We start from the raw sequence: 14,217 nt of genomic DNA on the forward strand, positions 1-14,217 counted from the left end.
GCCGACAGCGACCTCCTCAGCAGCTCATCGGTGGATCGAGGCTTAGTCATGGCGCGCCCGGGCATGACGAAGGGCCGCCAGCTGGTGCTGGCGGCCCCTCGGAAGAACGCGCCCCCGGCAGGATTCGAACCTGCGGCCCCTGGTACCGGAAACCAGTGCTCTATCCCCTGAGCTACGGAGGCGGGATTGTGCCCGGTGAGGTTAGCACCGGGCAGGCCCGTCCCGAGAATCGACCGGCGCACCGGGCACGGACACCGCGCACCTAGACTGGGCGACCGTGACCCCCGAAGAGCTTTCCGCAGCGATCCGTGCCGCCCTGACCGCCGCCGTCGAGACCGGCGAGCTGAGCGTCGAGGTGCCCGCCGAGATCCGCGTGGAGCGACCCAAGCAGAAGGGCCACGGCGACTGGACGAGCAACCTGTCCATGCAGCTGGCCAAGCCCGCCGGCATGAAGCCCCGCGACGTCGCTGCGGTCCTCGCCGAGCGGCTGCGCGCCCACCCCGGCATCGCCGACCTCGAGATCGCCGGGCCGGGGTTCATCAACATCACCCTCGACGCGGCGTCCGCGGGGGAGCTCGCCCGCAGCATCGTTGAGGCCGGCGCGGTCTACGGGCACAACGAGGCCATGGCCGGGCACACGATCAACATCGAGTTCATCTCCGCCAACCCCACCGGCCCGCTGCACATCGGCCACACCCGCTGGGCCGCGCTCGGTGACGCGATGCGCCGGCTCCTCGCGGCCTCCGGGGCCGACGTCACCGCCGAGTACTACATCAACGACGCGGGCGCGCAGATGGACAACTTCGGCGCCTCGATCGTCGCTCGGGCGAAGGGGGAGCCCACCCCCGAGGGCGGGTACCCGGGTCCCTACGTCGACGACCTGGCGGCGACCGCCCTTCGTGCTCGTCCCGACCTGCTGCAGCTGCCCGCCGACGAGCAGCTGGCCACCGCCCGCCGGCTCGGCTACGAGGCCCAGCTCGCCGACATCCGCTCGACCCTCGAGGACTTCGGCGTGCACTTCGACGTCTGGTTCTCCGAGCAGACTCTGCACGAAGGGGGAGCGGTCGAGTCCGCGATCGCGCGGCTGCGCGAGCAGGGGCACGTCGACGACCGGGACGGCGCCGTGTGGCTGCGCACGACCGACTTCGGCGACGACAAGGACCGCGTGCTCATCCGGGCCGACGGGGTGCCGACCTACTTCGCCGCCGACGCCGCGTACTACCTGAGCAAGAAGGACCGCGGGTTCCCCGAGAAGATCTACCTGCTCGGCGCCGACCACCACGGCTACGTCAGCCGGCTCAAGGCGATCGCCGCCTGCGCCGGCGACGACCCGGCGACCAACATCGAGATCCGCATCGGCCAGCTGGTCAACCTGGGTGGGGCCAAGCTGTCCAAGCGCGCCGGCAACATCATCGAGCTGCGCGACCTCGTCTCCTGGATCGGCACCGACGCGGTGCGCTACTCGCTCGCCCGGTACCCCGCGGACTCGCCGCTCAGCCTGGACGGCGAGGAGCTGCGCAAGCAGACCAACGACAACCCGGTCTTCTACGTGCAGTACGCCCACGCCCGCACCTCCAACGTCGCCCGCCTCGCGGCCGAGGACGGCGTCGACCGCCTGGCCGGCTTCGACCCGAGCCTGCTGTCCGACCCGACCGAGGCGACGCTGCTCGCGGCGCTCGGCGACTTCCCGCGGGTCGTCGCGCACGCCGCCGAGCTGCGCGAGCCGCACCGGGTCGCGCGCTACCTCGAGGACCTCGCCGGCCACTTCCACAAGTGGTACGACACCTGCCGCGTGCGCCCGCGCTCGGACGAGGAGATCACGGACACCCACCGCACCCGCCTGTGGCTCAACGACGCGACCCGCCAGGTGCTCGCCAACGGCCTCGACCTGCTCGGCGTCTCCGCGCCCGAGCGGATGTGAGGTCGGCATGGCGACCAACATGAGGGCCCACGAGGCCGGCATCCTCCATGCCGAGGGCTACGGCGCGGCACCGCAGTGGCTGCCCTTCCCGCAGGACGTCATGGAGCTGCTCCCGCAGCTGTGGCCGGTCAACATCGGGCGCGACGGCAGCGGTGTGCTCACCGTCGCGGGCGTGCCCGTGACCGACCTCGCCCGGGACTTCGGCACCGCGGCGTACGTCGTCGACGAGGACGACTTCCGGGCGCGGGCCCGGGCCTTCCGCGACGACTTCACCGCCCCCTTCGAGGCCGTGGCCGGCGCGGACGTCTACTACGCCGGCAAGGCCTTCCTGTGCTCCGCGGTCGCCCGCTGGGTCATGGACGAGGGCCTGAACCTCGACACCTGCAGCGGCGGCGAGCTCGCCGTGGCGCAGCGCGTCGGCTTCCCGCCCGAGCGGATCGCGCTGCACGGCAACAACAAGAGCGTCGCCGAGCTGCGCCGCGCGCTCGAGTACGGTGTCGGTCGGATCGTCGTCGACTCCTTCGAGGAGATCGACCGGGTCGCGGCGCTCGCCGCCGAGCTCGGTGTCGTCGCGCCGGTCATGGTGCGCGTCACCGTCGGCGTCGAGGCGCACACCCACGAGTTCATCGCCACCGCCCACGAGGACCAGAAGTTCGGCTTCTCCCTCGCCGGCGGCCAGGCCCGGGCCGCGATCGACGCGATCGTGGCGAAGGGGGAGCACCTGCGCCTCCTCGGCCTGCACAGCCACATCGGCAGCCAGATCTTCGACGTCTCCGGCTTCGAGATCGCCGCCCGCCGCCTCATCGCCCTGCACACCGAGGTCGCCGACGAGCACGGCATCGCGATGCCGGAGATGGACCTCGGCGGCGGCTACGGCATCGCCTACACCTCCGAGCACGAGCCGCTCACGCCCGGGCAGCTCGGCACCCAGATGGCCGAGCTCGTCGACCGCGAGCTCAAGGAGTTCCGCGACGGCCACCCCGACGCGGCGCTGCCCCGCATCTCCATCGAGCCCGGCCGCGCGATCGCCGGCCCGAGCGCCTTCACGCTCTACGAGGTCGGCACCGTCAAGGACGTCGAGCTCGGCCACGGCGCCGTGCGCTCCTACGTGAGCGTCGACGGCGGCATGAGCGACAACGTGCGCACGGCCCTCTACGGCGCCGACTACTCGTGCACGCTTGCCGGACGCTCCTCGAGCGCGCCGCCGCGGCTCGTGCGCGTCGTCGGCCGGCACTGCGAGAGCGGCGACATCGTGGTCATGGACGAGTACCTCCCGGCCGACATCGTCCCCGGCGACCTCATCGCCGTGCCCGGCACCGGCGCGTACTGCCGCAGCCTGTCCAACCAGTACAACCACACCCCGCGTCCACCGGTCCTCGCCGTGCGCGAGGGGCAGGCGCGGGTCATCGTGCGTCGCGAGACGATCGATGACCTGCTCGCCCTCGACGTCGACGAGCCCAGTCCGTCCCAGGAGGTCCGATGACCACCGCGCCCGCCCCCCTTCGTGTCGCTCTCCTCGGTGGAGGCGTCGTCGGCGGCGCCGTCGCCCGCCAGCTGGCGCTGCAGGCCGACGACCTGGCCCACCGGGTCGGCCGGCCGCTCGAGCTCGTCGGCATCGCGGTGCGCCGCCCCGGCCGCGACCGCTCCGAGCTCGGCGTCGACCCGGCGCTCTTCACGACCGACGCCGAGGAGCTGGTGACCCGCGCCGACATCGTCGTCGAGGTCATCGGCGGCATCGAGCCGGCCCGCAGCCTGATCCTGTCGGCCATGGAGCACGGCGCGTCCGTCGTCACGGCCAACAAGGCCCTGCTCGCCGAGGACGGCCCGACGCTCTACGCCGCGGCGGCCGAGCACGGCGTCGACCTGTACTACGAGGCGGCCGTCGCCGGCGCGATCCCGATCCTGCGGCCGATCCGCGACTCGCTCGCGGGCGACTCCATCCGCCGCGTCATCGGCATCGTCAACGGCACGACCAACTTCGTCCTCGACGCGATGGACACCAGCGGCGCCGGGTTCACCGAGACGGTCGAGCGCGCCCAGGCGCTCGGCTACGCCGAGGCCGACCCCACGGCCGACGTCGAGGGCTTCGACGCGGCCGCCAAGGCCGCGATCCTGTCCTCGCTCGCCTTCCACACACGGGTCTCCAGCGCAGACGTGCACCGCGAGGGCATCACCGAGGTGAGCGCCCGCGACATCGCCGCTGCGCGCGAGATGGGCTGCGTCGTCAAGCTGCTCGCGATCTGCGAGCGGGTCGACGGCCCGGACGGACCGGGCATCTCGGCCCGCGTCCACCCCGCGCTCATCCCGCTCTCGCACCCGCTCGCCTCGGTGCGCGAGGCGTACAACGCCGTCTTCGTCGAGGCCGAGGGTGCCGGTGACCTGATGTTCTACGGCCAGGGCGCCGGTGGCGACCCGACCGCCAGCGCGGTCCTCGGCGACATCGTCGCCGTCGCCCGCACGCGGGTCCTCGGCGGTCGCGGGCCGGGGGAGAGCGCCTACGCGGAGCTGCCCGTCCTGCCCATCGGCCAGGCGATCACGCGCTACCACGTGAGCCTCGAGGTCGCCGACAAGCCGGGCGTGCTCGCCGCCGTGGCCACCGTCTTCGCCCGCCAGGGCGTGTCCATCGAGACCGTCCGCCAGCAGGTCGTCACCGACGACCAGGACGTATCGCGGGCGATGCTCATCATCGTCACGCACGCGGCGACCGACGCCGCGCTCTCCGCGACCGTCGACGAGCTCGCCGGGCTCGACACGGTCAACGAGGTCACCTCCGTCATGCGTGTTGAAGGGAACTGATCCATGGCAGCCCACCAGTGGCGCGGCGTCATCACCGAGTACGCAGACCGGCTCCCCATGCTGGCCGGGGCCCCGGTCATCACCCTGCGCGAAGGGGGGACCCCCCTCATCCCCGCCGAGCACCTCAGCGAGCTCGTCGGCGCGCAGGTGCACGTCAAGTACGAGGGCCTGAACCCGACCGGCTCCTTCAAGGACCGCGGGATGACGGCCGCGATGACGATGGCGGCGGGCAAGGGCGCCAAGGCGGTCATCTGCGCCTCGACCGGCAACACCTCTGCCTCGGCCGCGGCCTACGCCACCAAGGCCGGGATGACCTGCGCCGTCCTCGTCCCCGAGGGCAAGATCGCGATGGGCAAGCTCTCGCAGGCCATCGCCCACGGCGCGACCCTGCTGCAGGTCGACGGCAACTTCGACCACTGCCTCGACGTCGCCCGCAAGCTCGCCGAGGCCTACCCGGTCGAGCTGGTCAACTCGGTCAACCCGGCGCGGATCGAGGGGCAGAAGACCGCCTCCTTCGAGATCGTCGACGCCCTGGGCGATGCCCCGGACATCCACTGCCTGCCGGTCGGCAACGCCGGCAACATCACCGCGTACTGGCGCGGCTACCGTGAGTACGCGAGCGAGACCGAAGGGGTGTCCGGCCTGCTCGCGCCCGTCGCGACGCGCCTGCCGCAGATGTGGGGCTTCCAGGCCGCCGGCTCCGCGCCGATCGTCCTCGGTCACCCGGTCGACGAGCCCGACACGATCGCCACCGCGATCCGCATCGGCAACCCCGCGTCGTGGCAGCAGGCCGTGGAGGCCCGTGACGACTCCGGCGGCCGCATCGAGGCGGTCACCGATGAGGAGATCCTCGCGGCGCACCGCCTCCTGTCCTCCCGCGAGGGGATCTTCGTCGAGCCGGCCTCCGCGGCGTCCGTCGCCGGTCTGCTCAAGGCCTCGGCCGCCGGCCTCGTCCCGGCCGACGCGACGATCGTCTGCACGGTGACCGGTCACGGCCTGAAGGACCCGCAGTGGGCGCTGAAGAACGCCGACGGCAGCGACATCGCCCCGGTCAGCGTGCCGGCGGAGGCCTACGCGATCGCCAGCGAGCTCGGTCTGCAGGGCTGAGGGTGACGATCGCTCCGGGGACCGCGGTCACCCTCAGGGTGCCCGCGTCCAGCGCCAACCTCGGACCCGGCTTCGACTGCGTCGGCATGGCGCTCGGCGTCTGGGACGAGTGCACCGTCACCGTCACGCAGGAGCCCGGGCTCGTCGTCGAGGTCGCCGGGTCGGGGTCCGAGTCGGTCCCACGCGACGAGAGCCACCTCGTCGTGCGCACGCTCATCACCGCGTGGCAGCACCTCGACGTGCCGGTCCCGACCGGGCTGCGGCTGAGCGCGACCAACACCGTGCCGCACGGTCGCGGGCTCGGCTCGTCGGCGACCGCGATCGTCACCGGCGTCGCCGCGGCGCACGCGCTCGCGGTCCGCGGGGGCGCCCTCGCGGGGGAGGAGATCGACCTCGAGGTCGTCAACACCATCGCCGCCGCGCTCGAGGGCCACCCGGACAACAGCTCCGCCAGCGTCTACGGCGGTGCGACCCTCTCCGTGACCACCGCGGGCTCGCCGATGCCGCGGACCCGGACCGTCCCCCTTCGCCTGCACGAGGACATCGTCCCCGTCGTGCTCGTGCCGGACGCGACGCTCAGCACGCACACGGCCCGCTCGGTCCTGCCCGAGGTCGTGCCGCTCGGCACCGCCGCGGCGAACTCGGCGCGCACGGGCCTGCTCGTGCACGCGCTCACCGCCGCACCCGAACTGCTCGTCGAGGCGACGACCGACCTGCTCCACCAGGAGGCGCGGCGCCCGAGCTACCCGACGAGCATGGCGCTCGTCGACGCGCTGCGCGGCGCCGGGTACGCCGCGACGATCTCCGGCGCCGGCCCCTCCGTCCTCGTCCTCACCACCCACGAGCGGGTCGACGGGGTGGCCCCGCTCGTCCCCGCCGGCTGGCAGGTCCTCACGCCCGGCGTCCCCACCGAGGGCGTCCACCTCGTCTGACGCGCCGCGCGATGCGGCTACAGGCAGGTGCAGTGATACATTGGCCATGCTCCTTCGAGGTCCGGTGCATCGACGAACCAGTCGAGTCGCACATGAGGGCCCGGAGCTCCCCCCACGTGAGTGCCCTCGGCCTCCGGGCCCGGCACGCAGCCGTGGGGATCTCACCACACATCCCGCTCTTGACGGGACTCATCAGGCCCGCCCTGTGCGGCTGGCCCTACGAGGGAAAGGGTCCTTCGTGACCGACACCACCACCGGCGCCAGCGCCGAGACCGCTGAGCAGCCCCGCCGCTCCGGCGCTCTCAGCGCGATGCGCCTCGCCCAGCTCCAGCAGCTCGCCTCGAGCATGGGGATCACCGGCACCGCCAAGATGCGCAAGAGCGACCTGCTCGCGGCCATCCGCGAGCGGCAGTCCGGCTCGTCCGCCCCGGCGCGCACGTCCGCCCCGGCCGGCGACGCCCCGCGCGCTGACAAGGCTCCCGCCGAGACGACGCGTGCCGCTGAGGTGCCCGTCGACACGGCCCCGGCGACCCAGGCGTCGGCCGCCCAGGCGCCCGCCGTCGAGGCCCCGGCCACCACGGCGCCTGCCGAGGCCCCGAGCGCCCGGCAGACCGACTCCGGGCAGCAGGAGGGCGAGCGCGAGCAGGCCGACCGCGGCCGCGAGCGCTCCGCCGACCGCGACCGCGGTGGTAACGACCGCCAGCAGGGCGAGCGCACCGACCGCCAGCAGGGTGGCAACCGCGACCGCAACCAGGGCGGCAACGACCGCCAGCAGGGTGGCAACCGCGACCGTCAGCAGGGCGGCAACCGCGACCGCAACCAGGGCGGCAACGACCGCCAGCAGGGCGGCAACGACCAGGGCGGCAACCGCGACCGCAACCAGGGCGACCGCAACCAGGACGACCGCAACCAGCAGGGTCGCCACGACCAGGGTGGCGACGACGAGCGCGGCGGCCGTCGCAGCCGCAACCGCAACCGCAACCGCAACCGGGACAAGCGTCGCGGCGGCGGCCAGCAGTTCGACGAGACCGAGCCGCAGATCTCCGAGGACGACGTGCTCGTCCCCGTCGCGGGCATCCTCGACGTCCTCGACAACTACGCCTTCGTGCGCACCTCGGGGTACCTGCCCGGCCCGGGCGACGTCTACGTACCGCTCGGCATGGTCAAGCGCAACGGCCTGCGCAAGGGGGACGCCGTCACCGGTCAGGTCAAGGCGACCCGCGAGGGCGAGGAGCTGCAGCAGCCGACCGTCGGCACCAAGGGCAACCGCGGGAAGTACAACCCGCTGGCCAAGCTCGAGACGATCAACGGGATGACGCCCGAGGACGCGAAGCGTCGGGTGGAGTTCGGCAAGCTCACGCCGCTGTACCCACAGGAGCGGCTGCGCCTGGAGACCGAGTCCAACATCCTCACCACCCGGATGATCGACCTCGTCGCCCCCATCGGCAAGGGCCAGCGCGGCCTCATCGTCGCCCCGGCCAAGGCCGGCAAGACGATGGTCATGCAGTCGCTCGCCAACGCCATCACGACCAACAACCCGGAGTGCCACCTCATGGTCGTCCTCGTGGACGAGCGTCCCGAGGAGGTCACCGACATGCAGCGCGCGGTCAAGGGTGAGGTCATCGCCTCCACCTTCGACCGGCCGGCCGACGACCACACGACGGTCGCCGAGCTCGCGATCGAGCGCGCCAAGCGCCTCGTCGAGATGGGCCACGACGTCGTCGTGCTCCTCGACTCGATCACCAAGCTGGGTCGCGCCTACAACCTCGCCGCGCCGGCGAGCGGGCGCATCATGTCCGGTGGTGTCGACTCCGCGGCGCTCTACCCGCCGAAGAAGTTCTTCGGTGCCGCCCGCAACATCGAGAACGGCGGTTCGCTGACGATCCTGGCGACCGCGCTCGTCGAGACCGGCTCGCGCATGGACGAGGTGATCTTCGAGGAGTTCAAGGGCACGGGCAACATGGAGCTCAAGCTCGACCGTGGCCTGGCGAACCGGCGCATCTTCCCGGCCGTCGACGTCAACGGCTCCGGCACCCGGCGTGAGGAGATCCTCCTCGCGCCCGAGGAGCTGCGGATCATGTGGAAGCTGCGTCGGGTCCTCGCGGCCCTCGACACCCAGCAGGGTGTCGAGCTGCTCCTGGACCGGCTGCGCAAGACCAAGACGAACTACGAGTTCCTCTCCCAGGTCGCGGCGACCAGCTCCATCAAGCTCGGCGACGAGGACGAGACCGCCTGACGGTCAACGCGATTCGTCGATCCGGCCGGCGTCCCTGAGGGGCGCCGGCCGAGTCGTGCCGCCACCGCGCAGAGCCCCTAGGATGACGACCACCATGCCTCTCGACCTCTCCGACCCCGTGCTGCGTGCGGCCCTGTGGCTCACCGTGGGACCGGTCGTCCTCGGCCTCGTCGTGTGGATCCTGCGACGGATCGCGACCCGCTGGGTGCGCCGTCGTGCCGGGCGGGACGGCCGCTGACACACCCTCGTGCTGTGGGGGGCGCGCTCGCCCCATAGGCTTGCGCGACAGCACCATCGGCTCCACCAGGAGGACAGCATGTCGCAGGGGACCGTCGTCATCGCGGACGACGACGCCGACATCCGGGACCTGGTGGCCTTCAAGCTCGACGCGGCCGGGTTCACCGTCGTGCCGGCCTCCGACGGCGACGAGGCGCTGCGTCTGATCACCGAGCACCGGCCGGCCCTCGCCGTGCTCGACGTGATGATGCCCGGGCAGTCCGGGCTCGACGTCCTGCGCAGCATCCGCGCCGACGAGGCGTTGAGCGGCACGCGGGTCATCCTGCTCACCGCCCGCTCCCGCGATGTCGACGTGGACGCCGGCTTCAGCACCGGCGCCGACGACTACCTCACCAAGCCCTTCAGCCCCCGGGAGCTCGTCCACCGCGTCACCACCCTGCTGGGACGCGGCTGACCACATGGGCGAGGTCGTCGTCCAACCCTGGATCCTGCGCCTGAGCCTGTGGATCCTGCTCGCGACCTCCGTCGCCCTGGCCACGACCATCGCCCTCGCGCGCCTCACCCGCCACGGTCGGCAGCGGTCCATCGCCCGCCGGGTGCACCCCCTTCGCCAGGACGTGCTCGCGCTCGTCTCGGGCGAGGACGACGACGGCCGGGCCGCCGAGCGCCTGCGGACCGTGCGCGGACCCACCGTCGACCTGGTCGTCCCCGTGCTCCTCGGGTACCTCAGCAAGGTCCGGGGGGCCCCGGCCCAGCGGATCGTCGAGATCCTCGGCGCCCACGGGCTCGTGCGCCGGGCCCGCGCCGGCGTCGACTCCCTCTCGGGCGCCCGACGGGCCCGCTCCGTCTGGGTGCTCGGCGTGATGGGCGTGCGCGAGGCCGTCGCCGACGTCGCCCCCCGTCTGCAGGACCGGGACCGCGGGGTCGCCGTCACGGCTGCCCGGTCCCTCGGGATGCTCTCCGAGGGCAGCTCCGCCGAGGACCTCCTCGCCGCGGTCGCCCCCGGTCGACGCGGTCGCGGGGAGCTGCCGGTGTGGGTCGTCGTCGAGGCGCTCGCCACCATGGGTCCCGAGACCGCCGAGGTCGTCGGCCGCGCGCTCGACAGCGCGGACGCCTCCACGCGCACGGTCGCGGCCATCACCATCGGCCGGGCCCAGCACCTCTCGCAGCGTGCCCGGCTGCGTGCCGTCGCCGACGCCGGTGAGGCCGACCCCACGGTCCTCGCAGCGGTCGCCACGGCGCTGGGCGCGCTCGGCAACCCGGCCGACGTCGACCGGCTCACCCTCATGACCCGCGACGAGCACCCTCGGTCCGTGCGCCTCGCCGCCGTCCGGGCGCTCGGCGAGCTCGGGGACCGACGGGCCATCACGGTCCTGTCCGACCTGCTCGGGGACCACGACCCGCGCATGGGCGAGCTCGCCGCGGACGTCCTCGTCGGGCTGGGCGAGCCCGGGCTCGACCGGGTCCGCGAGCACGCCACTGGCGCGGGGCCTGCGGCCGCGGCGGCCGAGTACGGGCTGGCGATGCGCTCCCTCCGGCTCTCGTCCGGGAGGGTCTGATGGACGACGTCCTCGAGCCGGCGAGGCCGCTCGTCGAGGCGATCTTCGCGACGATCGCTCTCCCGGTGCTCGTCTACTTCCTCATCATCAACACCTCCTACCTCGTCCTCGTCATCGCGGCTGCGCTGGAGTTCCGCCGCTCGACCCGCCAGCTGCCCTTCGCCGGGCGGGAGGAGCTGCTCGGCTCCGGCCTGGTCCCCGGCGTCAGCGTCGTCACCTCGATGTTCAACGAGGAGGCCGGGATCAAGGTCGCGACCCAGGCGATGCTCGCGCTGCACTACCCGCGGCACGAGGTCGTCGTCGTCGACGACGGCAGCAGCGACGGTGGCTTCGAGGTCCTGCGCGAGGCCTTCGACCTCGTCGAGGTGCCGCGGCGGATGCCCGCCGACCTGCCGGTGCGCGAGGTCGCCACCTCGGTGCACGTGCCGCGCAACGGCCGCACCCGCCTCACCGTGATCCGCAAGGCCAACTCGGGTCGCTCGGACTCGCTCAACGTCGGGGTCAACTTCGCCACCCAGGACCTCGTCGTCTTCGTCGACTCCGACTCCGTGCTCGACCCGGACGCCCTGCTCGCCATCGTGCGTCCCTTCGCCGAGGATCCCGTGCGCGTCGTCGCCGGCGGTGGCGTGATCCGCGCCGCCAACGGCTGCGTCGTGCGCGGCGGACGCGTCACCGAGGTGCGGATGCCGCGCAACTGGCTCGCCCGCATCCAGGTCGTCGAGTACCTGCGCGCCTTCCACCTGGGCCGGGCTGGCTGGTCCCGCCTGAAGTCGCTCATCCTCATCAGCGGCGCCTTCGGCATCTTCCGCCGCGACGTGCTCGTCGATGTCGGTGGCCTGGACCCGTCGAGCATCGGTGAGGACTTCGAGCTCGTGCTGCGGGTGCACCGGCACATGCGGCAGCAGCGACGCGACTACCGCGTGCAGTTCGTCTCCGAGCCGATCTGCTGGACCGAGGTCCCCGAGACGACCCGCGTGCTGCGCAAGCAGCGCCGCCGCTGGCACCGCGGCCTGTGGGAGACCCTCTGGGCCTACCGGTCGATGCTGCTCAACCCGCGGCACGGACGCGTCGGCATGATCGCCATTCCGTACTACTGGCTCTTCGAGCTGCTCGCCCCGCTGCTCGAGCTCCTGGGCCTCGTCCTCCTGGTCGTCGGCACCCTGCTCGGGGTCGTCGACGTCGGGTACTTCCTGCTCTTCATGGCCGTCGCGTACGGCTACGCGATCCTCGTGACGCTCGCGGCGATGACCGTGGAGGAGCTGAGCTTCCACAAGTACCCGCGCTGGCGCGACCTGCTCAGCACGCTGGCCTCCGCGGTGGTGGAGAACATCGGGTACCGGCAGGCGACCGCGGTGTGGCGCCTCGAGGGCTGGGCGCAGAGCCTCGCGGGCCGCAAGCAGGAGTGGGGCACGATGACCCGCACCGGCTTCGGCGCGAGCGACGAGGAGCCGTCGGCATGAGCCCGAGCAACACCGTCGCCCGCGTCCTCGAGCGCCTCGTCATCGTCCTGTCAGTGGTCATCGTGCTGATGTCTGTGATGTCGATCGTCTCGATCTTCACCATCCGCGAGGAGGTCCGCGAGACGACCCGCACGATGAGCCCGCTCAACGACCAGAGCGGGCGCTTGCGCATCACGATCGCCGGCGCCCAGGGCAGCTACCGCGCCTACCTGCTCACGGAGGAGTCCGTCTTCCGCGACGAGTACCTCACCGCCCGCTCGCGGTTCCGCACCGACAGCCAGGTCTTCCAGCGGCAGGTCGACGACGCCCACATGGACGCTCGTCGGACCGACGCCTTCCTCGCCGCCGCGGACGAGTGGTTCCGGCTCGCCGACGAGCAGCTGGCCACCCGGAGCGAGGCCTCGCTGGCCCGCAGCGCCCCCGCCTTCGCCACCGTCGAGCGCGAGCACGATGCCCTCGCCACGGAGATCGCCGACGTCCGGCAGGAGCGGCGCGACCGCTACAACCTCTTCATGAACGGCGCCATCGCGCTCATGGGGCTGGCCAGCCTCGTCGCGATCTTCGTCACCGTCTCCCAGGCTCGACGCGCCCTGAACCGTCTGGCGCGTCCGCTGCGGGCGCTGCAGCAGGTGGTCTCGCGGCAGGGAGGGGGCGCGGCGCTCGAGCGCGCCGATGTCTCCGAGGGCGCCGACGAGGTGATCGCGCTGGCCAGCGCGTTCAACGCCCTCGCCGAGTCCAACCTGTCCATGCAGCGGGAGCGCGAGCGGCGCCTCGAGCTCCACCGCATCACCGGCAGCCTGCCGACCCTCCTCGCGGAACGTGACGGGGGATGGGACCTGGCGTGCGAGCGCCTCGGCCTCGGTCTCGACGCCGACGGGACGTCGGTCTACCGGCTGGAGGGCGAGGACGTCGCCGCCCTCATGGGCAGCTGGAACAGCTCCGGAGGGGTCTTCCCCGAGGGGATGCACCGGCTGGACATCCCCGGGCTGGGGCGCATGCTGGCGGACCTGCCGATCCTGCGGGCGAGCAGTGCGAGCGAGATCGAGGACACCTTCCCGGCGGCCCTCCGGATGATCGCGGAACAGCGATCGCTGCAGAGCTGGGTGCTGCACCCCATGTGCTTCCAGGACGACGCCGTCGGGGTGCTGTCGGTCGCCAGCTCGGAGCCCCACGCCTGGGACGAGTCGGAGATCAGCGCCATGGAGCGCGTGGCCGAGTACGCCGCGCACACCCTCGTGGAGCAGCGGTACGTCGCCTCGCTCGAGGACCTCGACGAGCAGAAGTCGGTCTTCATGGCCACGACGAGCCACGAGCTGCGCACACCGCTCACCTCGATCGCCGGCTACCTCGAGCTGCTCGAGGACGGGGACTACGGTCCGCTCACCGAGCCCCAGACCCGGGCGCTCGTCGTCGTCTCCCGCAACGTGCAGCGACTGCGCAGCCTCATCGACGACCTCCTCCTGCTCAACCGCCTCGACAGCGGTCAGGCCAACACCGAGCGCTGCGTCCACGATGTGTCCGACAGTGCCACGCGGGTCGTCGAGGAGCTCGCCCCGGTGGCCTGCTCGGCGCAGGTGGAGCTCGTCCTCGAGCGGGGGGATGGGACCCTCGTGCACGCGGACCAGACCCAGCTGGAGCGCGCCATCGGCAACCTCGTGAGCAATGCCCTGAAGTTCACCCCGGCCGGTGGCCACGTGCGCCTGACGACGAGCCGGGCGGGCGACGAGGTGCGGGTCCGGGTCGCCGACACCGGCATGGGCATCCCGGAGGAGGACCAGGCGCGCCTCTTCACGCGGTTCTACCGGGCGAGCAACGCGCAGGCGGGCGAGGTCCCGGGCACGGGTCTGGGGCTCGTCATCGTCAAGACGATCGCCGAGTCCCACCAAGGGCGCGTCGAGCTCGCGAGCGTCGTCGGCGAGGGCACCACCGTGACCCTGGTCCTGCCCGTCGTCTGACGCGGCGGGCGAAG

The 14,217-nt window shown here is 72.4% G+C and carries 11 protein-coding genes and 1 tRNA gene; 11 read left to right on the top strand and 1 reads right to left on the bottom strand.

What is annotated here, in order from left to right; translation table 11 throughout:
- Nucleotides 1–109: 109 nt before the first annotated feature.
- A tRNA-Arg gene (locus ABC138_RS00005) sits at nucleotides 110–182 on the bottom strand.
- 95 nt (nucleotides 183–277) lie between these two features.
- Here ABC138_RS00005 and argS point away from each other — a divergent pair.
- From argS to ABC138_RS00060, 11 genes are all read left to right on the top strand, one after another.
- Entirely contained in the window at nucleotides 278–1,921 is a 1,644-nt protein-coding gene (argS, locus tag ABC138_RS00010) for an arginine--tRNA ligase (RefSeq protein WP_345912384.1), read from the top strand.
- A gap of 19 nt (nucleotides 1,922–1,940) precedes the next feature.
- Entirely contained in the window at nucleotides 1,941–3,404 is a 1,464-nt protein-coding gene (gene lysA / locus ABC138_RS00015; RefSeq protein ID WP_345912582.1) for a diaminopimelate decarboxylase, read from the top strand.
- A complete protein-coding gene (locus ABC138_RS00020) occupies nucleotides 3,401–4,717 on the top strand; it encodes a homoserine dehydrogenase (protein WP_345912385.1) in 1,317 nt (438 codons plus the stop codon). The genes lysA and ABC138_RS00020 overlap by 4 nt, the downstream gene beginning before the upstream one ends.
- 3 nt (nucleotides 4,718–4,720) lie before the next feature.
- Entirely contained in the window at nucleotides 4,721–5,824 is a 1,104-nt protein-coding gene (gene thrC / locus ABC138_RS00025) for a threonine synthase (protein WP_068422621.1), read from the top strand.
- Between the two features lie 2 nt (nucleotides 5,825–5,826).
- Complete coding sequence (gene thrB / locus ABC138_RS00030; RefSeq protein ID WP_345912386.1) at nucleotides 5,827–6,756, top strand: homoserine kinase; 930 nt, start codon at nucleotides 5,827–5,829, stop codon at nucleotides 6,754–6,756.
- A 310-nt stretch (nucleotides 6,757–7,066) separates the two neighbouring features.
- Nucleotides 7,067–8,992, top strand: coding sequence for a transcription termination factor Rho (rho, locus tag ABC138_RS00035; RefSeq protein ID WP_345912583.1), 1,926 nt, complete (start codon nucleotides 7,067–7,069; stop codon nucleotides 8,990–8,992).
- 94 nt (nucleotides 8,993–9,086) lie between these two features.
- On the top strand, nucleotides 9,087–9,230 hold the full coding sequence (locus ABC138_RS00040) for a hypothetical protein (RefSeq protein WP_170307493.1): 144 nt from the start codon (nucleotides 9,087–9,089) through the stop codon (nucleotides 9,228–9,230).
- A gap of 78 nt (nucleotides 9,231–9,308) precedes the next feature.
- Nucleotides 9,309–9,683: a response regulator gene (locus ABC138_RS00045; protein WP_068422611.1), complete on the top strand. Its 375-nt coding sequence runs from the start codon at nucleotides 9,309–9,311 to the stop codon at nucleotides 9,681–9,683.
- 4 nt (nucleotides 9,684–9,687) lie between these two features.
- Complete coding sequence (locus ABC138_RS00050; RefSeq protein WP_068422609.1) at nucleotides 9,688–10,788, top strand: HEAT repeat domain-containing protein; 1,101 nt, start codon at nucleotides 9,688–9,690, stop codon at nucleotides 10,786–10,788.
- On the top strand, nucleotides 10,788–12,248 hold the full coding sequence (locus ABC138_RS00055) for a glycosyltransferase family 2 protein (protein WP_068422608.1): 1,461 nt from the start codon (nucleotides 10,788–10,790) through the stop codon (nucleotides 12,246–12,248). Before ABC138_RS00050 ends, ABC138_RS00055 begins: the two co-directional genes overlap by 1 nt.
- On the top strand, nucleotides 12,245–14,203 hold the full coding sequence (locus tag ABC138_RS00060; protein WP_345912387.1) for an ATP-binding protein: 1,959 nt from the start codon (nucleotides 12,245–12,247) through the stop codon (nucleotides 14,201–14,203). Before ABC138_RS00055 ends, ABC138_RS00060 begins: the two co-directional genes overlap by 4 nt.
- Nucleotides 14,204–14,217 lie beyond the last annotated feature (14 nt).

The organism is Janibacter sp. LM (assembly GCF_039631275.1).
Taxonomy (GTDB): Bacteria; Actinomycetota; Actinomycetes; order Actinomycetales; family Dermatophilaceae; genus Janibacter; species Janibacter terrae.